The sequence below is a fragment of the Bacteroides sp. AF20-13LB genome (assembly GCF_003603065.1).
GTDB classification, from domain to species: domain Bacteria; phylum Bacteroidota; class Bacteroidia; order Bacteroidales; family Bacteroidaceae; genus Bacteroides; species Bacteroides uniformis.
Window position 1 is genome coordinate 127267 of the sequence record NZ_QTMH01000012.1, and the last position, 22551, is coordinate 149817.

The 22551-nt window shown below is 47.1% G+C and carries 10 protein-coding genes; 9 read left to right on the forward strand and 1 reads right to left on the reverse strand.

What is annotated here, in order from left to right:
- Positions 1-75 precede the first annotated feature (75 nt).
- Genes DWX62_RS15800 through DWX62_RS15810 form a run of 3 tightly spaced genes read left to right on the forward strand, consistent with a single transcriptional unit; the run spans position 76 to position 4998 of the window.
- Positions 76-1329, forward strand: a complete 1254-nt coding sequence (locus DWX62_RS15800; protein ID WP_008662425.1) for an AGE family epimerase/isomerase — start codon at positions 76-78, stop codon at positions 1327-1329.
- Positions 1330-1352: 23 nt separating this feature from the next.
- Positions 1353-3227, forward strand: coding sequence for a hypothetical protein (locus DWX62_RS15805; protein ID WP_243636281.1), 1875 nt, complete (start codon positions 1353-1355; stop codon positions 3225-3227).
- 40 nt (positions 3228-3267) lie between these two features.
- The gene (locus DWX62_RS15810) at positions 3268-4998 is read left to right on the forward strand and encodes a glycoside hydrolase family 9 protein (RefSeq protein WP_120173007.1); all 1731 of its coding nucleotides are present in this window, start codon (positions 3268-3270) and stop codon (positions 4996-4998) included.
- A gap of 5 nt (positions 4999-5003) precedes the next feature.
- Here DWX62_RS15810 and DWX62_RS15815 read toward each other — a convergent pair whose 3' ends face one another.
- Positions 5004-8915, reverse strand: a complete 3912-nt coding sequence (locus DWX62_RS15815) for a two-component regulator propeller domain-containing protein (RefSeq protein WP_005830998.1) — start codon at positions 8913-8915, stop codon at positions 5004-5006.
- Positions 8916-9171: 256 nt separating this feature from the next.
- Here DWX62_RS15815 and DWX62_RS15820 point away from each other — a divergent pair, with 256 nt between their 5' ends.
- The 6 genes from DWX62_RS15820 to DWX62_RS15845 all read left to right on the forward strand — a co-directional run bounded on the left by DWX62_RS15820 (position 9172) and on the right by DWX62_RS15845 (position 22496).
- Positions 9172-11547 carry a TIM-barrel domain-containing protein gene (locus tag DWX62_RS15820; protein WP_035447362.1) on the forward strand — a complete coding sequence of 792 codons (2376 nt, stop codon included), beginning with the start codon at positions 9172-9174 and terminating at the stop codon, positions 11545-11547.
- A gap of 211 nt (positions 11548-11758) precedes the next feature.
- A complete protein-coding gene (locus DWX62_RS15825) occupies positions 11759-14932 on the forward strand; it encodes a TonB-dependent receptor (protein ID WP_227187248.1) in 3174 nt (1057 codons plus the stop codon).
- Positions 14933-14956: 24 nt separating this feature from the next.
- Complete coding sequence (locus tag DWX62_RS15830) at positions 14957-16636, forward strand: RagB/SusD family nutrient uptake outer membrane protein (protein WP_057256579.1); 1680 nt, start codon at positions 14957-14959, stop codon at positions 16634-16636.
- A 202-nt stretch (positions 16637-16838) separates the two neighbouring features.
- Positions 16839-18083: an AGE family epimerase/isomerase gene (locus tag DWX62_RS15835; RefSeq protein ID WP_035447357.1), complete on the forward strand. Its 1245-nt coding sequence runs from the start codon at positions 16839-16841 to the stop codon at positions 18081-18083.
- A gap of 5 nt (positions 18084-18088) precedes the next feature.
- The gene (locus tag DWX62_RS15840; RefSeq protein ID WP_057253907.1) at positions 18089-20617 is read left to right on the forward strand and encodes a glycoside hydrolase family 9 protein; all 2529 of its coding nucleotides are present in this window, start codon (positions 18089-18091) and stop codon (positions 20615-20617) included.
- Positions 20607-22496 (forward strand): hypothetical protein, encoded by a 1890-nt coding sequence (locus DWX62_RS15845; RefSeq protein WP_207806025.1) that lies wholly within the window; start codon positions 20607-20609, stop codon positions 22494-22496. Before DWX62_RS15840 ends, DWX62_RS15845 begins: the two co-directional genes overlap by 11 nt.
- The last annotated feature ends 55 nt before the right edge of the window (positions 22497-22551 follow it).

Sequence of the window (22551 nt, forward strand, 5' to 3'; positions counted from 1 at the left end):
GGCAATGAGTAGTGTCCATTTGTTTTTTTGTACATTTGCAATGTAACTATGGCTAACTCCTTAAATCGCTATATTATGAAACGTATGTTTTCCGTTTTTTTGCTGATTACAGTATGGTTGCTGGTTACACCTTTCCTGCAAGCACAGTCACACGTAGACAAGGTTTTAAAAGATGAAATAACCTCGGACTTGAAAGAGAATATCCTCTCTTTTTGGGAAAGATACAGCGTAGATTCTTCCGGAGGCTTTTATGGTTCATTGGGACGTGACGGTGCCCCGATAGCGGATGCTCCCAAAGGTGGTGTACTGAATGCCCGCATCCTTTGGACTTTTTCAACCGCCTACCGGATGTATGGCGATACTGCCTACCGTAAATTGGCTGACAGGGCGCAACGGTATTTCATAGATCACTTCATTGATTCGCAGTATGGAGGCGTATATTGGCTGATAAAAGCGGACGGTACCCCATTGGATACGAACAAGCAGACTTACGGCTGCTCTTATGCTATCTATGGGTTGTCCGAACATTTCAGGGCAACGGGCAACAATGAAAGCCTGCAAAAAGCCATAGAGCTTTATCGGATAATGGAGAGCAAAGTCAAAGATCCCGTAAATGATGGCTATATAGAATCCTTTACCCGCGAATGGGGAACTCCCCAAAAGCTGGGGTATGATGGAGATGGCATTGCTGCCAAAACAATGAATACACATATCCATGTATTAGAGGCATACACGGCTTTATATAAAGTATGGAAGGATAACAGCCTTTGCAAGCGCCTTGCAAAAGTAATAGACTTAATAACAACCAGGCTGTACAACCCACAAACACATCACTTGATATCATACTGTGATTTAAATTGGAATAATCTGGATGACATCGACTCTTACGGGCATGATATCGAAACTTCTTGGCTGCTGACGGAAGCTGCAGAGGCTCTGGGTGACCCGGAGGTTATCGGGAGGTGCAGGAAGGTAGCATTGGAACTTGCAGATGCTTCCTTGAAGGAGGGCATCAACCCGATGGGAGCTATGATGTATGAACGACATAAGGACAAAATCAGGAAGGACGCTTCCTGGTGGTGCCAAGCGGAAACTGTGGTCGGCTGTATCAATGCCTGGCAACTGACTGGTGAACAATCTTATCTGGACAGTGCCGTCCGCACCTGGAACTTCATCAAATCACGGATGATAGACAAGGAGTATGGTGAATGGTTCAGAACGGTGCTGGAAGATGGAACTCCCCGCTACAAGGAGCCTAAAGCAAGTATGTGGAATTGTCCTTATCATAACAGCCGTATGGGGTTTGAGATTGATACCAGACTGAAATGACAACCTTTTATAGATTTGATATTATGAAGAATTTACGAATTTTCCAGTTTGGAATAGTTGTATTGCTGTGTGGTATATTATCTCTGCCGCTTTCTGCCCAGACGGAAGTGATGGCATGGAGCAATATCACGGGTGTCCGCGTAGACGGTGAATTGATAGACTTTGAGTCATCCCTGCGTGTCGGAACCTTGAAAGGAGATATGGAGATTACCGGAAAGGAGAAGCAGGTCCGTCCCGTTTTCCATCGTGAGGGGAATATGCAGGAAGTGACGGCTACTCTGCGAGGTGTAAAGTTCCATCAGAAAGTGACCGATAAGGGAAAAGGCTTGGTGGAGATTTCTATTGATGCGCTGTCGGACACTACTTTGAACCAGGCAGCCTATTACTGTATTGCTTTAAGTCCGGAAAACTACATTGATGCCAAAGTAAGGGTAAGTGGCAGGAAGCTGACCGTTACTTCGGCCAATAGGAAGTTGGAATTCAAGTTCAATAAGTCTGTAAAGGCCACGGTTGAAAAAGAGTCTACCGGTACTGTTGTGTATATCTCGCTAATGCCGATTCTGAAAAAGGCTGGGAGAACAGCATTGTCTATGGAACTGCATGCTTCCGGAGTGATAGATCACAGTGACGCGGAAATTACATTGGATATGCAGAATCCGGGAAGTTTGTTTGCAGGCTTTGGAGGGAATTTCCGCCTGCAGAATCCTGCTGCCGACCCTAAAGTGATAGATTACTGTCTGGAAAACTTGCGCGTAGCTTATGGCCGTGTGGAATTTCCGTGGAGATTGTGGCAACCCGAAGAAGAATCCGATCCTATTGCCGTGGCACAGAATGGGGGACTGAACAAGCGGGTGGAGGAAAGTCTCCTCATGGCAAAGCGCTTGAAGGCGATGGGAATGCCGGTAATACTAAGCTGCTGGTTTCCGCCTGCATGGGCCATTGACGGAGGTCCTGCAAGTTATGCTCGTCAAGGCGGTGTCATTGCTTATCGTCTGGATAACCGGAAAAAGGAGAAGATTTATAAATCCATGGCAGATTATCTGTTGTATGCCAAACAGCATTATGGTATTGAGTTCTCCATGTTCTCGTTCAATGAATCGGATTTGGGTATTGATGTCCTCCACACTCCGCAAGAACATGCAGATTTCATTAAGGAGTTCGGTGCTTATCTGGCAGGGTTGAATCTTCCTACCCGCATGCTGCTTGGCGACAATTCGGATGCCACGACTTTCGATTTTATCCTTCCTGCTTTGAACAATTCTGAGATTCATAAGTATATTGGTGCAGTATCTTTCCATTCATGGCGTGGTTGTGATGATGTTACGTTAAAGAAGTGGGCGGATGCTGCCAAAGCGATTAATGTACCACTCTTGGTTGGTGAGGGTAGTACGGATGCCGCTGCTCATGGTTATGCCGAGATATTCAATGAGTCGACGTTTGCACTTTATGAAATCAATCTGTATACGCGTATTTGTGCCATTTGCCAGCCATTGTCCATCTTGCAGTGGCAGCTTACTTCAGACTATTCGTTGTTGTGGGGAGACGGCATTTATGGTTCCAAAGGTCCTTTGCGTCCTACGCAACGTTTCTGGAATATCAAGCAACTGGCCTCCACTCCGGCCGATGCCTTGGCCATTCCGGTCAGTAGCAGCAAGAAAAAACTAAACTGTGCGGCTTTCGGAAATATGGTGCGTGGGGAATATGCCGTCCATATGGTCAATAATGGGGCGGATTGCGAGGCTGTCATCTCCGGTATCCCTGCAGAAGTGAAGGAACTGAAAGTCTATGTGACCAATACAAAAGACTGCATGAAGGAAACTGCAGTGAAGGTGGAGAATGGACTGGTACGGGTACACTTGCCGGCTATCAGTTTCATTACCTTATTGTCGGATAAATAATTTTGAAATGGAATAATATTAATATATAAAGAATAGTGATATGAATATAACTACATGTCTGTTTACAGTTCTGGGAGGAATGGTCACTTTAGGGCATCCTTCAGAAACTGTACGTTTGAATCAGTTAGGGTATTATCCCCAGCAGGAAAAAGTAGCTGTGGTGAATGCCGGTGAGGTACGTGAATTTACCATAGTAGATGCAGCCACGGGCAATCGGCTACTTTCCGGCAAACCCGGATATACCGCTTCATCCGCTTGGTCGGATAGGAGCAGGACAATATTGGATTTCAGTGACATCACGGTACCGGGAAGATATCTTCTGTTGGTTAACGGCGATTCAGTGGCATTCGAAGTAAAGGAAAAGGTGCTGTCCCCTTTGGCCGATGCCGCTTTGAAATCTTTCTATTACCAACGTACGGGTATGCCCATCGAAGCGACTTATGCGGGTCGGTGGAGCCGTCCGGCAGGCCATCCAGATGACAAGGTGCTGGTACATCCCAATGCTGCCGGGCCGGAACGTAAGGCGGGAGCGGTGATTTCTTCTCCGGGAGGATGGTATGATGCCGGAGATTATAACAAGTACATTGTGAACTCCGCTTATTCCATCGGATTGATGCAGGCGATTTATGCCCGCTTTCCTGACTATTTTATCCGTCAACGGGTGAACATCCCGGAAAGCGGAAACCACACGCCCGATTTGCTGGACGAGATGTACTATAACCTGAAATGGATGCTGACCATGCAAGACCCTGCCGACGGAGGAGTCTACCACAAGCTGACTACCCCTTCGTTCGAGGGATTTATCAAGCCTACGGAGTGTAAGCAGCCCCGTTATGTAGTTCAGAAATCAGTAACGGCGGCATTGGACTATGCTGCGGCTTTAGCGCAAGCTTCCGTGTTGTTTGCTCCTTACGAAGAGGATTATCCTGGCTTTTCGGAAGTGGCTTTGCAGGCTGCCGAACGTGCTTACGCCTGGGCAGAAGCGCATCCGCAAGCGCTCTATCATCAGGACCTCCTCAACAAGCAATATCAACCTGCCGTGGTTACGGGAGCTTACGGTGATCGTAGTGCCGATGACGAATTCTTCTGGGCGGCTTCCGAGCTCTATCTTGCTACGGGAAAGCCCGTTTACCGGGAACAAGTGAAGAAGCATCTGCCCACTGCATATAAGACTCCTTCTTGGGGCAATACCACTGCGTTGGGCGTGTTTGCCTGGCTGCAACCGGGCAGGGAATATCAGGGTGAAGACGTGGAGTTGGCAAATGCCATGAAAGACCTGCTACTGGACTATGCTGCCGAGGCTGTGCGGGGTGCTGACCGCTCTCCTTTCCACGCTCCTTACGGCAACGATGCCAAAGATTTCTTTTGGGGATGCCTTGCCGAAGGGTGTGCTAACCAAGCCACTTCACTGGTTTGCGCCTATTTGCTTACGGGTGAGAAGTCGTACCTGACGAACGCCTACCGCAATATGGACTACATTTTAGGAAAGAATGCCACGGGATATTGTTATGTCACCGGTTTCGGGATGAAAAGTCCTCTGTATCCGCACCATCGTCTTTCTGCATCGGATGATATAGAGGCACCTCTTCCCGGTTTCCTTGTTGGCGGTCCCAATCCTGGCCAACAAGACGGTGTACCCTATCCTTCCAATCTGCCGGATGAGTCTTATGCAGATGTGGAAGGTTCGTATGCTTCCAATGAAATAGCCATTAATTGGAGTGCTGCTTTGGTGGCGTTGGTGTCTTCGTTGGATGCTTTGATGTCAAAATAATGTTTCTATTCAGCCTGCTGCCTTATAAATTCGGATGGGCTGATGTTGAACTCTTCTTTAAAATGTTTGGAGAATATCTTGGGGGAGTTATACCCCAAGGTATATGCAATTTCCGAAACTTGCATCTGGCTTTCTGTCAAGAGTTGTTGTGCACGTTTCATACGGATGGTCCTGATGAATTCGATGGGTTTCTTTCCCGTTATCTTAATCATTTTCTTGTAGAAATAGCTGCGTGATATATTCAGGCTGCTGGCAAGCTCCTCGACGGAAAACTCGGTTTCGCTGATATTGTCCTCTACAATCTGGATAGCTTTTTCCACCAGCTGCTGGTCAAGGGGAGTGATGGTGATACGGCTTGGCTCGATTTTAATGTCCTGATTGAATATTTCCTGACGTTTGACGTTCATCTCGATAATCTTGTTGATGCGCAGCTTGAGGACTTCCATATTGAAAGGCTTGGTGATATAGTCATCTGCGCCAACGCTAAGCCCTTCCAATTGGTGTTCTTCACTTGCCTTAGCTGTCAGGAGGATAATGGGGATATGGGAGTAGCGTATGTCATTCTTGATGGTTGAACATAGTTCCAGACCATCCATCTCGGGCATCATGATGTCACTGACCACTAAATCAATATCTTCCTTTTCCAGTACATTCAGTGCATGTTTTCCGTTTGTGGCTTTTAATACATGATACTGCCTGGCAAGACTTTCAGAGAGAAATTTCAAGAAGTCGTAGTTGTCATCTACGAGTAGTATGGTGAATGGATGGGATTCTTCTTTTATTTCCGGTCCTTCGACCGGTTCTCCGTTTTTGGTTTCATTACTGTTCTGGTGTAGGGGTAGGGCAATCAGGAATACAGAACCACAAGGCTGGTTATCCCTGACACAGACAGTACCCTGATGCATCTTTACGTATTCGGAAACAATGTGCAGTCCAATGCCGCTGCCTCCGTTGTTCGACTGGTTTTTGCCCGACTGATAGAATCTTTGGAATATTTTCTCCTTGGCTTCATCCTCTATGCCGCAACCGGTGTCGGTAAAGGTCAGTTCCAGATTTGTGCCTCTTACGGCAATATCCAGTGAGATGCTTCCTTTATTGGGAGTGAACTTGAATGCATTTGACAGGATATTTGTGCATATCTTGCGTATCTTGTCATAGTCAAAATCCATGAATACAGAATGTTGTGGAGCGGTAAGGCTATAGCTGATGTTCCGTTTCTGTGCTATCGGATCGAAAGAGTGGAATATTTCACTCAGAATGATAAGGATGTTGTCATGTTTGCATTTCAGGGTTTCAGCCTTGGCATCCAGCTTTCTGAAATCCAGCAGTTGGTTAATCAGTTCCAGCAGATAGTCGGCATTTTGTTTGACCATATCCAGAATGCCTTTACGATATTCGGGATGGTCTACGAAAAACTCTTCAAGCGGATTGATGATAAGTGACAAGGGGGTCCGCAGTTCGTGACTTATGTTGGCAAAGAACTGCAGTTTCATATTGTTGATTTTCTGCTGCCTTTCATTTTCCACCTCGATGGCCTGCATGATTTGTTTCTGCTTTTGGCGTAAGCGCAGATTGCGGATAATGGACAGAAGGATGCACAAAACGATACCGCTATATATGGTATAAGCCCACCAAGTGCGCCACCAAGGAGGGAGTATCTTTATTTTCAGTTCCTTGACGTTGGGGCTCCATATGCCTTGTGAGTTGCATGCCTTGACGGATAAAGTATAGTTTCCGGCAGTCAGCATGGATAGGTTTACTTTGTTGTTTTCAGCATAAATCCAGTTGGAATGAATCTTATAGGCATATTTTATCTTATCCGTTTCCACCAGGTCGAGGGCAGAGAAGGACAGAGTGAATGAATTTTCCTTTTCAGTGAAGGAAAGATGTTGTGCACATTCAAGTGAGCTGCCGTTCAGGATGTCCGGATGGGTCATTCCGGATTTGAGCTCAATACCGGTAAGGTAAATATTGGCATCATAACTTGTGGTCAGGATGTCTTGTGGAATGATAGTCTGGTAACCTTGTGGCGTGCCTATCAGTATATTGCCGTTCTGTAGCTTGAGGATGGCGTGGACATTAGTATCGTTGCATATCAGTCCGTCGCTTACGGAGTAGTTCACGATGGCGTATGTACCGTTTGTTATTTTGATTCGTGAGATGCCGTTGCCGGTACCAATCCACATCTGGTTGTTGTTGTCTTCCGTGACGGCTCTGACGAGGTTGGCGGCAAGTCCGTTTTTCTGGTCAAGGAAGTAGATGGAGTCGTTCTTCTGGTTCCATATACTCAGTCCGTGTGGATGTCCTATCCAAAGAAGGTCCCGGCTGTCCTTATAGACAGTGAGCATATTGTTCTCCTTGAAGCGGCCGGCTTCGGCGTAGATATTATAGGCTTGGGTTTCCGTATCGATGATAATGAGTCCTCCTTTGGTCGCTACGTAAAGGGTACTGTCTTTATCATAGTACATATCTCGGACAAAGAATTCTCCCGGACGGTACAAGATGGTGTCAAACTGCCCGGTTTCCGGATTTAACCTCTGTATGTATCCTTTCATGGTACCTATCCAGATGTATCCGTGTTTGTCTACCTTTACTGTATACACATTGTTCTCGAGAAGCTGGCTGTTACTTACTGTGTATTGTTTGATTTGCCCTTTCGAGTAGCATAGCAGTCCTTTCTGGAAGGTGCCTATCCATAGGCGGTTTTTGGAGTCGATGGATAAGTCGACTACAATATTGGCGGGAGTTGCTATCTTTTCGTATGAATCGGTCACTAGTGAACGTCGGATTAGTCCCGTACCGTCTGTTCCGTAGTAAATGTATTCCTGGCTGGTGTCTTCGCAGAAGGTCAGGATATCATCATATTCCAGGGATTTGTTGCATAGTATGATTTGGGACATGGGGCTATAATAGGAAATACCGTGTTTGAAATTCCCTATGTATATGGTTCCGTCTTTGTCCCGGTAAATGGTATTCAGATTGTTGCTGGCAATGGTGTGCGGTTTCAATGGATTGTGCACCAAGTTGGTAAGCGATTTGGTCAGGGTGTTGTAAACGAACAGCCCCATATGGCTGGTAAGTATCCATACGTTGCCGTCTCCCAGGTCGAGGATGCGTTGCACGCGATTGTACTGTATGTGAGTGTTATTGTTCAGGCTGATGTCCTCCCATTGCTGTGTAAAACTGTTCTTGTGCAAAAGTAGGCTGTTTTGGAAGGTGTATACCCATAGGCTTTCGTTTTGGTCTATGTAAATGTGTGGCTCATGATTCTCCAGCAAAGGTCTATAGATGGTGGGAATGGCTATTTCCTTGACTTCGGAAGTCTGCTTGCTGATACTGTATAGGGTACCGTTGGAGTACATTATATAAATGAACTGGACACCTATATAGAGGTTTGAAATCTTTTCAACTGCCAGTGGATAGGCTTTGATGGAGCTGTTGTCCATGCTTCGTATGTAAAGTTTGGAATAGTCGTAGGCCCAAAACTCATTCTTGGATGTTTTTCCCATCCTCAGAATGTTTTTACTGGGGATTTGCAGCCCATCGAGTATGGGTTTATAGTCATTGTCGAATTTACCGGTCTTATAATTATAGATACTGTAGCCGCTGGAAGTCCTTATCCATACATTGTCGTCCGGTCCTTCGAAAATTTCGCTGATGGCATCGTCCGGCAGGTCGGAGTTGTTCTGGTAATACTGCTGGAAGGAGTAGCCGTCGTATTTGTTGAGTCCTGATTCTGTCCCCACCCAGAGGAATCCCCTATTGTCTCTGTAGATGCTTCGGACACTGTTGTTGGAGAGTCCTTCTGTTGTAGAGAGCTGCTTGAACATGACAGCCGGCGGGATTTCCGCTGAGTTACCTTGAACAGTAAGGAGGAAGGCCAGGTTGCATATAAGGAATAGGAGCAGTTGTTTCATGTATTTTCTTTATTAGAAGGATTAACAATATTGTAACTGCAAACTTAAATATAATCCTTCGAACGAGCAAGGAAAGATTTGCGTATTCGTGTGGGATGATATCCTCCGTTTGGTGAAAAATAGTATGCATTTTGTTTCCAATGGCCCTATATGGGTTCTATGAAACAAAACCGGATATTAAAAGACATTTTTAAGGCATCTGTGTTTCCTTTAAGAAAAATACATTTGCAGGCGAGATCATTTAAATCCTAATAGTATGAAGAAAGAACTTTTAGCAGTGGCGATGCTGTTGTTTGCCGGTGGCAATCTGTTGGCACAGCCACATGTCAATGACGGTACTTCGTATTTGATGAACCAACCTCTGGACATGAGTACCGATTTCCGTGACTTGAGTAATACCTTGTTTTTTGCAGATCACCTGGAGTCATTCGATGCCAAGTCGGGTGAAGGGCTGGTGAATTGGAAACGCGGGCATCTGATGCCCCGCCAAGCCTTCAATACCAACGGTGCACAGCCCCGTAAAATGAGAATGCTCGATTTCCCCTTCACTGCCTATGAAAATGACCCTAACCTCAAATTCAAGATTGACTTTGTAACTCCGCGTACGGTACGTATCCGTATGCTAACGACCCCGGTGGAACCCAAACCTGCCGCTTCCATCATGTTGGCAAAGGAACCGGGCAGGGATGGAAGCTGGAAAGTTACCGAGACGAATGACAAGATTATCTATTCCAGCGACTATGGAACCATTCAGATTAACAAGAATCCTTGGAGAATCGTCTTGAAGGATAAAGCCGGACGTATCTTGAGCCAGACTGCCGCTTTGAGCGACGCGGACTCTACGCAGGTAAAATATACGCCGTTCTGTTTTGTGAAGCGGGGAAGCGACAATGCTCGCCGCATCAATCCGGTATTTACCTTGACTGCAGATGAAATGATTTTTGGTTGCGGAGAGTCTGCCACTGGGCTGAACAAGGCCGGACAGAAGGTGAACTTGTTCGTTACAGACCCACAAGGGCCTGAGACGGACCAGATGTACAAACCGATTCCTTTCTTTATGAGTAACCGGGGATATGGTATGTTTATGCATACATCCGCTCCCGTGACTTGTGATTTTGGTGCTACCTATATTGGGCTGAACAAAATGTTCATGGGTGACGAGAACCTGGATTTGTTCGTTTTCTTCGGCGAGCCGAAAGATATTCTGGACGAGTACACCGATTTGGTAGGAAAGCCGGGCATGCCCCCCTTGTGGTCTTTCGGTACGTGGATGAGCCGTATTACCTATTTCAGTGAAAAGGAAGGTTATGATGTAGCGGCCAATATCCGTAAGAACAAGTATCCGTGCGATGTTATCCATTTCGATACCGGCTGGTTTGATGTGGACTGGCAGTGTGACTATAAATTCTCCGAGAACCGTTTCCAGAATCCACAGCAGATGTTGAAGGATTTGAGGTCTCAAGGTTTCCATGTATGTTTGTGGCAGTTGCCTTATTTCACTCCTAAAAACCGTTATTTCTCTGAACTGATAGAGAAAGACATGTATGTGAAAAATGGAAATGGTGAACTTCCCTACGAAGATGTGGTGCTTGATTTTTCCAATCCGGAAACAGTAAAGTGGTATCAGGACAAACTGGCGGGATTGCTGAATATCGGTGTCAGTGCCATTAAAGTAGACTTTGGCGAGGCTGCTCCACTGAATGGTATTTACGCTTCCGGCAAGAGCGGATGGTATGAGCATAACCTCTATCCGGTGCGTTATGATATGGCAGTGTCCGAGATAACCAAGAAGTTGCACAACGAGAATATAATGTGGGCACGTGCCGCATGGGCTGGTTCCCAGCGTTATCCATTGCATTGGGGCGGTGATGCTGCAACTACGAACACGGGTCTGCTGGGTACGCTTCGTGCAGGCTTGTCCTTCGGCTTGTCCGGTTTCTCCTTCTGGAGCCATGATATGGGCGGCTTTGTAAAATCCACTCCGGAGGACTTGTATTGCCGCTGGATACCGTTCGGTTTTCTTACTTCCCATACCCGCGCGCATGGGGCACCTCCGACAGAGCCGTGGTTGTACGACAGCAAGCGTGTGCAGGATGTCTTCCGCAAGAGTGCGGAGATGAAGTACCGTCTGATGCCTTATGTGTATGCTCAGGCTAAGGAATGTACAGAAAAGGGCTTACCGATGCTAAGAGCCTTGTTTGTAGAATTCCCCGATGATCCGGGAGCATGGAAAGTGGATGACGAGTATCTCTTCGGTTCGCAGATTCTGGTTGCCCCCTTGCTTGAATCCGGTATGACGGGCCGCACAGTTTACCTTCCCGAAGGAAAATGGATAGACTACCAGACAGAGAAAGTCTACGAAGGCGGATGGCACCGGATTGAAGCAGGCAGTCTGCCGATAATCATGCTGGTACGTGACGGTTCGGTACTTCCTCATCTGAAGTTGGCGCAGTCCACTGCTGAGATGGATTGGAGTAAAATGAGCCTGAAGGTATACAGTGCTGACAAGAAGCAGGCAGAAGGATTGGTTTGTCTACCTGCCGACAACCGTATTCAGGTTGTGAAAGTGGATTGTGGAAAGGCCAAACCGCAACTGTTGAACCAGGTTGAAGGCACTTCCCTGAGTTTCTGAACTTAATCTTTGAAAATCTATATTGAATTCACCCCTGTCGGTATGGAAGAGAAAGGGATATAGTTACCGAAATCTGTGCCACTATGGTGGCACAGATGTGCCTTCCCAATGGCACGGCAGTGCCTCTATAGTGGCACAAAATTGTGTCGCATATCTTTTTCCCGATGTGCTTATGACCGGGGTATTTGTTAAACCTAAGTATTTAGTATTTATGAGAAATGTGATGAAGTATTTGGGTATCATGTCAGTATCGCTGGCATGTGCCGGACCTCTCTTTGCAACAAGCGTACAGCCGTTTGCAGGTGTCACTGTCGTACAGCAGAGTGTAGTTACTGTGAAGGGCCAAGTGGTGGATGAGAAAGGCGAGCCCATCATCGGTGCCAATGTCATTGTGGAAGGTACGACAAACGGTATGATTACCGATTTGGACGGTAACTTCTCCTTGCAGTGTCCCGTAGGTTCTACGCTGAAGACCAGTTACATCGGTTATCTGGCGCGAACGGTCAAAGTAACCGGGAATATGAATGCTCTGAAAATTACTTTAAAGGAGGATACCGAAACCTTGGATGAGGTAGTTGTTGTGGGCTACGGTACGATGAAGAAATCCGACCTCACCGGTTCTGTGGCTTCCGTGAATGCGGAGGAAATGATGAAGCGGAATCCGGTGAACTTGGGACAAGGTTTGCAGGGAGCTGCGGCAGGTGTATCTGTCATCCGTTCTTCCGGTGACCCGGAAGGAGGTTTCTCCATCCGTATCCGCGGTGTGGCAACCGTGAATGGTTCTGCCGACCCACTCTATGTAGTGGACGGTGTGCAGGTAGGAACTTCCATCGATTTCTTGAATCCTAATGATGTAGAGTCCATCGAAATTCTGAAGGATGCTTCGGCTACGGCAATCTATGGTACTCGCGGTGCCAATGGCGTCATTATGATTACTACCAAGAACGGTGGTAAGGGGAAGGCAAAGGTGAACTTTTCGGCCAACTATGCCCTCCAGTTCAATTCGAATAAGATTGATGTGGCTGATGCGGGCTTGTTTGCAAGTGCTGTACGTTCCGCCGTCAAGAATGACGGTATTGCCATGACCAATCTGGCATATGGCGAGGATTACATAGGCAGACTGAACAGCATTGACTGGCAGGATGAAATGTCACGCACGGCATTACAGCAGAACTATAACCTTTCTGCTTCGGGAGGCAGCGAAAATACCCAAGCCAACTTATCTCTGGGTTATTTGAACAACCAGGGTATCGTGATTGAGTCGAATTTTAAACGCTTGACGGCACGCGCTAATATCACTCACAAAGTGAAAGACTTTCTGCATGTAGGCTTGAACTTGAACTATGCACATTCGGAAAAGATGGGAGGAGGCAACCTGAGAAACTATGCACAAGCCATTCCAACCATGGATTATGTAGAGGACGGTGTTTTCTATTCCATGCCTATTGTGTTGCCCGACGGTACTTGGGGACATTACAAGAAAGAAGGTAATGGGGATGTGAACAAGGGAGCTGACAATCTGGTTGCTGCTGCCAAGACTGCCGACAGCATCAATAAATGGGACCGTCTGCTCGCCAGTGCTTTCCTACAACTCGATTTGTACAAAGGGTTGACCTTCAAAACTATTGCCAGTTATAATTATTATACAAAAGGTTATAATGGCTATACAGCCTATAATGATAGAACCTTTGGAACTCAAGACCGTAAGGACTCGTTCTCGCTGAACCAGAGCCAGTCCACTTCACTCGGTCTGGAAGCGTTCTTGAACTATGACTGGTCCAATGAGCATCACCGCGTAAGTGCAATGGCCGGTTTCTCTACCAGCGATACGAACGGTGCCTGGCTGAATTCCAGTGCCAACGATTTCCCGGCAGACAACATCCGCAAAATTTCATTGACCAATGACCCATCGTCTAAGCAAACGGATGGTGGGCTGGATTTGAAGACAAGATTCCTTTCTTACTTCGGCCGTCTGACTTATACTTTGAACGACCGCTATATTGTGACTGCAACGGTACGCCGCGACGGTTCTTCGAACTTTGGTGCCGGCAATCGTTATGGTACATTCCCTTCCGCTTCTGTAGCTTGGCGTCTTTCCGAGGAAAAGTTCATTAAGGATTTAGAACTGTTCAGTAACTTGAAGTTGCGTGCCGGATGGGGACAGACCGGTAATGCGGGCAATGGTACCAACTTGTCCATAGCACAGTTGTCTTCGGCAAATGCAATGTACTGGTTCTTTAATGGTTCGAGTGTGATTAACGGTGCCGGTATTGCCCAGCAGAAAGAAATTGATACCAACCTGAAATGGGAAACCAATGAGCAGACAAATATCGGTATTGATTTTGCCTTTATGAACAATGAGCTTTCTTTCTCTGCCGATTACTTTATCCGTGACGCAAAGGATCTGCTTCTGTATCGCCAGATTCGTCCTTCTACCGGTTTCTCCAATGTCTATACTAACGCGGGACATATCCGTAACTCAGGTTTCGAGTTTACTGCTGCGTGGAACAAGAGCTTCAGCGATTGGAATATCGGCATAAGGCTGAATGGGTCTACCCTGAAGAACGAGGCTATTGAAGTCGGCGATCCGATATTCAGCAAGTCAGGGTCAGCACAAGATGGCGACAACTGGGACAACCACTCCATTACACAGAACGGCTATCCTGTAGGTTCCTACTATGGCTGGAAGGTAGAAGGCATTTTCAGAACCCAGGCCGAAATTGATGAAATGAATAGGCTGGCGGTTGAAAAGGGAGTTGAAAGTGGTGTATATCAGGACAAGACTACCCAGCCCGGCGACTATAAGTTTGTTGATTTGAATGGTGACGGGCAGATTACCGATGCCGACCGTACTGTTATAGGCAATGGATATCCCAAGTTCACTTACGGAATGAACCTTACCGCTTCCTGGAAAAACTTTGATTTCTCGATGAACTTGTACGGTGTAGCCGGTATGGATATCCTTTCTTATTCTTCGGCCCGCTTGACCTCAGTCTATGCACCCGACGGCGGTTATCAGAATGTACTGAAGGAATATATCAATAATGCATGGTCATCTTCGAATACCGGCGCCAAATATCCGCGTATCACCAAGACAGACTATAATAAGAACATGCGTGTGTCCGACGCCTACATCCAGAAGGGGGATTATCTGAAGATTTCAAATATTCAGATAGGATATACATTCCCGAAGAATGTGCTGAAACCGGTGAAAATGGAAAATGCACGCGTATTTGCCAGTGTCGACAATGTATGTACCATCTCTTCGTACAATAAGTTCGGCGATCCGGAAGTTGGTGACTCCAATGTATTGTATTCGGGATTTGACGGAGGACGTTATCCGTTCCCGATGTCGGTTACTTTCGGTCTGAGTGTACAGTTCTAATACTAACGGATAAAAAATATGATTATGAAAAACTTATATAAACTGTTGATCGGTGTGCTGGCCTTAAGCACCGTAACGTCTTGTGACGATTATTTGGAAGTGGATCATTACGATATTCTTCCGGCGGATTTCATGTTTAAAACGGAGGAGAATGTCCTTTCCGGATTGAACGGACTTTATGATACCTTTTATACGGACCAGCACGGTTCCGGTGATGACGAAACATGGGGATTCAAGCCTCAGGTATTTGCTGCCAACCATTCTACGATGGACTGTCAGGCTTCCGGTTGGGATGCGGAATGGCAGCGTCATGCCTGGAAACCCGATAAGGGTTCCCTGGAGACTGCATGGCGGATGAGTTATCGTGCAGTGGACCGTGCAAACCGTTTCCTGGCTGGCCTGGAGACGGCGGATGCCTCTATATTTGCGGACAGCAATTCCAAGACCGTTTATGAAGCGCAAGCACGTGCCATCCGCGGTTATAACTACCTTTACCTGACGAAACTTTTCGGAAGGGTACCGATGTTGTTTACCGGTGAAACCTATACTACTTCGGTAGGAAAGGCACGTCCGGAATCCGTGGATGAGACTTATGCGGCTATCGAGGAAGATTTGTCTTTTGGACGCGACCATCTGGACTGGTTACCCATGAATGGTGAATACGGACGTATAACCAAGGGGTTCTGCAAAGCTTATTTGGCCGAGCTGTATATGTTGAAGAAAGACTTTACGAAAGCCAAGACGGAACTAAAGGATATAGTGGACAGTGGAACCTATTCATTGGAGCCCTGCTTCGGTAACCTGCATGCCTGGGATACACATTGGACCAAAGAATCTGTATTTGAGGTGATGTATCATGAACAAGGATATATGGGCTGGGGAGCCGATTCGTCTTCAGATGCCATGATGTGGTACGGATATATGTGTGCGGCACCCGAATGGGGAGGCTGGGGGTCTCTCTGTCTTTCTTGGGAGTTTGTACGTTCCTTTGAACCGGGTGACAAACGCCGCCAATACTCTGCTGTTGCCAAAGGGGATACGCATCCCATTACCGGGCAGACTGTAGGGGTGACAAGTGGTTTTGACGGTCTTTTCCAAGGTTCCGAAAATATGCCTACTGTTTATTCCTTGAAATACTGGAGATGCAAGCCAGGTGAGAACAACAAAGTATTCAATCCTATTTCGTTGACTTTGAAGCGTTATGCAGGCATCATGCTCGACTATGCAGAATGTTGTTTCGAGACAGGTGACAACGCTACCGGATGGAACATGATACGTCAGATACGTAACCGTGCTTGGGGTAATTTGGAGATGGGAGCGACGATGATTGACCTACCCGCCGACATGTTGAATACCCAGACGGTGGAAGTGCCGGATGCAGAGACCTATTATACAAGCTATAAAGCAGCCAAAGGCTATACTTCTCCGGTATGGAAGGTGGCGCTGATTATAGAGCGTCGCCATGAATTCAATGCCGAGTTCTCGCTTTACCATGATTTGTGCCGTATGGGTATGTGCAAAGAATGGTTTGCCGCCGAATATCCGAAAACAGTAGCCAACTCTTCACAAGAGGCTTGTCTGCAGACTGGTGACTCATTCCGTTTCTTTGAGCACGAGGCTTATCAGGAAATCTTCCCGATTCCGACGAATGAGATTCTGACCAACCCGCTCATCAATCAGGCTGACCAGAATCCGGGATATTGATAAATTATAAATAAACACTTAATAATAAAATATTTGTGAGTGAAATGTCAGGCACCAGTAGTTGTTGTGATAGACGTCAGGGTCTGTCGTGATGAAAGCCGGTGTCTGACATGACAAACACCAGTACTTGAGACGACGAACACCAGTTTCTGATAAACGGGGAATTATACAAGGAAAAGTTTGATGGTTTTAGAGAATAATTATGGAAAGGAAGATGTTTTATTGGATAGCACTGCTGGTTGCGTCTTGTCTGGCAGGCTGCCGGTCGCATTCAGGGGAGACAGATATGCAGACACGCATGCGTACAGAGATTGTCACGAATGTCAGAGACAGCGTGTTGCCGTTTTGGATGGATTATGCAGTGGCTCCCGACGGCGGTTTTTATGGAACTGTATTGCGGAATGGTACTCCGGTAGTGGATGCTCCGAGAGGAGGGGTTCTGAATGCCCGGATTCTGTGGAGTTTTTCTGCCGCATACCGTACGTTTAAGGATGAGGCTTATCTGAAGCTTGCGGATAAATCGCAACGCTACTTCATTGATACATTTATAGACAAGGAACATGGTGGGGTATATTGGCTGGTCAATCCTGACGGTGAGGTGCTGAATGCTTCCAAATATACGTATGCCATGACCTACGCCATCTATGGGCTGGCTGAACACTATCTGGCAACAGGTAACAGCGAGAGTCTGGATATGGCTGTCGGTTTATATCATACCTTGGAGGAGAAAGGCCGCGAACCGCAATATGACGGTTATGTGGAATCTTTTACTGAAGATTGGAAACAACTGGATAATTATGATAACAATGCACCCAAGACTATGAATGCGCATTTGCACGTGCTGGAGGCTTATACCCTTTTATATCAGTGCTGGAAAGACGACGGACTGAGGAAAAGACTCGAATTCTGCACCGAGTTGTTTATGGACCGCATTTATGACTCTTCAAAGAGACATTTTAATTTGTTCTTTGATAATGCATGGAACAGTCTGGTTGAGATGGACTCTTATGGACATGATGTAGAGGCGGGATGGCTGCTTTGTGAGGCTGCCCGTGTGTTAGAAGACCGGCAACTGATGGATAGGGCGAATCGGCTTGCGCTGGATGTGACGGATGCTTGCTTGGCGGAAGGACTGAGTGACAAAGGGTATATGATGTATGAAAAGAAGGGCGGAAGAACAACCGGGCATGCCTCATGGTGGGGCCAGATTGAAACGATGATAGCTTGTGTCAATGCCTGGCAAATCAGCGGGAATGACGTTTATCTGCAATCGGCCGATACGGTTTGGACTTTCGTAAAGGACTGTATGATAGACCGGGAATACGGTGAATGGTACAGTGATTGTTTTGATGGAGAACCCAAGAAGGATACTCCCAAAGTGAGTATGTGGCGTTGCCCATATCATACGGTACGCTTGGGAGTAGAAATACATAATCGTTTAAAATAGTATTTATGAAAAAATTTATAGCAGGTGCAGCATCACTGATGCTTTGTATGGGGCTGCACGCCCAGGATTTCAGAATCAATCCATCGGGATATTTTGAGAATGGCGGGGCCAATGTGATGGTGTTCAGTGACGTCTACCCTGAAGGACACCAGGGAGGACTGACCCTTGTTTTGAATGGAGACCGCAGGGCTGCCAATGGAGATGTGCGCTTTGAAATCTCGCAAGGGCAGTGGCAGGGATTGCCCAAGATGAGAAGCCGGGTGGTGGATGAGGCTGACAATGAAATCCGTGTCACATTGAGTTATCCGGATTCGGCCAAACACATGGCAGGCTTTAATCCGATGCTTTATCCGGATTTTGTTTTTGGCTATACCATTAAGGTCAAAGGCGAGAAGGATTATCTGGTATTGACCGTTGATTTGGACCAACCAGTGCCCGAGCGGTTTGCCGGCAAGTTGGGCTTTAATCTGGAATTGGTACCTTCCACTTTGCTGGGCAAGCCGTGGATTATGGACAACCGGACGGGAGTCTTTCCCCACCAGGCGATGGGGCCCACCATGAAACAGTCTTCCAATATGGAGCATATCGGAGATTTCAATCCTGACGGGAAAGCTGATTTGGACCAGTTGCTGTTGGATAGAAAGACTTATAACCCGATGATTGCCGATGATATCGTCTCTGCTCCTTTGGCCGCAGGGAAAAAGTTTGTACTCAATCCTCAGGATGATTTGGCAAAGATTACGATTGAAAGTGAGAAAGGAGACTTGTTGCTGTATGATGGAAGGATAAATCATAACAACGGTTGGTTTGTGCTCCGTTCGGAGTTCCCGGCAGGGACAAAGGAAGGTGCGGTGAAATGGATAATCCGTCCGACAGTCACTAAAGACTGGCGTTATGCACCGGTGGTGCAAGCCTCTCAAGTAGGTTACCATCCTGGACAGAAGAAAGTGGCTGTCATAGAGTTGGATAAACGGGATACAGACTTCAAGCAACCTGCCCTTTATCGCATTGCTGCCGATGGCAGGAAACTGGTAAAGCAGCAGGCTGCCAAGGATTGGGGAGATTTCCAACGCTACCACTATCTGCAGTTCGATTTCACGGAAGTGACGGAAGAAGGGCTCTATCAGGTAATGTACGGCGATGCTGCTTCTCCGGTGTTCCGCATTGCCAAAGATGTGTGGGACAAGGGTATCTGGCAGGCAGAGGTGGAATACTTCTTGCCGGTACAGATGTGCCACATGCGTGTGAACGAAAAATACCGTGTATGGCATGACTTCTGTCATCATGACGATGCACGTATGGCCAAAACCGATATCAACCATATAGACGGATATACTCAGGGAACCTCTACTCTTTGTAAGTACCAGCCGGGTGATTTGGTTCCAGGGCTGAATGTGGGTGGATGGCACGATGCGGGGGACTATGACCTGCGTGTGGAATCCCAGGCAGGCGAGGCCTATATACTTGCCATGGCTTGTGAGAACTTTGGTGCCTATTGGGACGAGACTTCCATAGATTTTGAAAAGAAGATAGTCGAGATTCACCAGCCGGATGGAAAGAATGACTTGTTGCAGCAGGTGGAAAACGGTGCTTTGACGATAGTGGCGGGTTGGAAGGCTCTGGGGCGTCTCTACAGAGGGATTCTGTGTCCTACCGTACGCCAGTATGCACACTTGGGTGATGCGTCGGCCCATACAGACCATGTCAGTGGGACTGCCGACGACCGCTGGGTGTTTACGGAGGACAACCCTGGTAGGGAACTTCAGGTGGCTGCCTGGCTGGCAGGTATTTCACGTGTCTTGAAGGGACATAACGATGCATTGGGAGCGGATTGTCTGGAGATAGCCCGTGAATTGTTCAGGATTACCCGCTGCGACAACAACCGGGTGCTGACAGCCAAGGTACATGCTGCCGTAGAACTTTATCTGGCGACAAAGGAAGTGGAGTACCGTGATTTCGTTTTGCAGCAGCAGGATTTCATCTGCAAGAATATCCGTCAGACGGGTTGGTTCATCGGACGTTTCGACAAGGCTGTGGGAAATGCACGTTTCAGCAAGGCTGTTCGCAAAGCACTGCCGGAGTTGCAGGCTATGTATCAGGAGTATAGCAGTAAAACTCCGTATGGAGTGCCGCATGACAGAGGTAACCGTTCTTCCGGTTCATGGGAACCCCAGCATCTGGGCTACAATTACTGTTACCTGCATGCTGCCTATCCTGACTTGTTTGCACCGGACTATATTTTCAATGCTGTCCAATACCTGCTCGGTATGCATCCGGGACGTAATCAGGCAGCGTTTGTAACGGGAGTCGGTGCCGAAACGGTGAAAGCCGCCTATGGTGTCAACCGTGCCGACTGGTCTTATATTCCGGGTGGAGTGTCTCCGGGTACAAATCTGATTCGTCCCGACTTGCCCGAATTACTTCATTTCCCGTTCTTATGGCAGGAAGGTGAGTACTGTTTGGGCGGACATGCTACGTGGTTTATGTATATGGTATTGGCATCTCAGAAAATATTGAATGGTAATGAACAGTAAAATAAAGGTAGATAAGTTTGTAATTGTAGCTTTTCTGCTCTGCATGGTCTGCACTATGGCCATGCAGGCAAAAGCTTATGACAATTTTAAGGTATCGGTCTATGTACGTGCCTACGAGGTAGACAAGATGAAGGACATCCATTGGCTGGATTCGACTTGGAATGTGATTTCACAACAGTTGGAAGTGGACAAGATTTATTTGGAAACACATCGTGATTTACTGATTGTGGATGACGCCACCCTGGAGCAAGCTAAGAAATTTTTCCATGACCGGGGAATAGAGACTGCCGGAGGAATTACCTACACCATCAACGAGGCGAACAGTTTCGAGACGTTCTGCTATTCCAATCCCGAGCATCGTGAGATGGTGCGAAAGATTGCAGAACATACGGCAAAGCACTTTGACGAGTTTATTCTGGATGACTTTTTCTTCACCAGTTGCAAGTCGGACATAGAGATAAAAGCCAAAGGTACGCAGAGCTGGACGGAATACCGTTTGAAGCTGATGACTGAAGCCGGGCGCGACCTTGTGCTGAAACCTGCCAAGAAGGTGAATTCTCGTGTAAAGGTAATCATCAAGTATCCCAACTGGTACGACCATTTCCAAGGTTTGGGCTTTAATCTGGAGGAAGGTCCCCAACTCTTTGACGGTGTCTGGACGGGTACCGAAACAAGGGACCCTGCCGGCAACCAGCATCTGCAGAATTATCTAAGCTATAATATTATCCGTTATTTTGATAATCTGCGTCCGGGCTACAATGGTGGAGGATGGGTGGACTCCGGTGGACTGAATCTGGGTATGGACCGCTATGCTGAGCAGCTGCATCTGACCATGCTTGCCAAGGCTCCCGAAATCATTCTCTTTGCCTATAACCAGCTTCTGGGCGTGAAGTTGTCTCCCAGGTTCCGTACCCCTTGGCAGGGCATGGGCACCAGCTTTAATTATGATGAGATGACTGCCCCTATCCGGCAGAAGAACGGAACTTCCATAGAGCCTACCACCATGGCACGCATTGCGGATGTTGTATTGAAACAGACTGATAAACTGGTAGGTAAGTTGGGTAACCCCATTGGCATCAAGTCCTACAAGCCTTTTCATGTGGCGGGTGATGATTTCTTGCAGAATTATCTGGGCATGATAGGTTTGCCGATGGATATACGTCCCGTTTTTCCGAAAGACCAACAAGTGGTGCTGCTGACTGCCCAGGCGGCTCAAGCTCCGGAGCTCATGACCGACATTAGGAAGCAATTGCAAAGCGGACGGGATGTGGTGATTACAAGCGGCTTGCTGAAAGCCATTCCTGAAAAAATTGCCGAAATAGTAGAGTTGCGTTGTACCGATTTGAAAGCTCTTGTCAATGATTTTGGCCGATATGGACAAGCCGGACGCGATTTATTGATACCGCAGGTTCAGTATTATACGAATGATGCTTGGGAAGTAGTCAGTGCGGGCCGTCCGTTGACGGGAGGAGTATCGGGGTATCCTATTTTGTTGAGAGCTCCCTATGCCGCCGGCAATCTATATGTATTGACCATTCCCGATGATATGGGAAATTTATATGATTTTCCGGCAAAAGCCTTGAATGAGATTCGCCGCATTATGAGTAGGGATATGGATATCTATCTGGAGGCTCCCTCCAAAGTCGGATTGTTTGTGTATGACAATAAAACACTGGTGGTGGAGAACTTCAATGATGAACCGGTGGAAGTGCGTATTGTTACCGATGATGAGGTGACGAGGTTGGAAAATCTGGAGAATGGAGATATTCTGGCTCCCCTTCCTGCCGAACCCGTACAGAGCAGGCGTCCGGTGACACCAAAGAACTCTTTCCGTTTGTCATTACTACCCCATTCGTATAAGGCTTTCCAATATAAATGACGGGTAAGAAGATTGTCGGATAGTTATTCGGAAGGGTAACGGGAGGTCGGTTCTA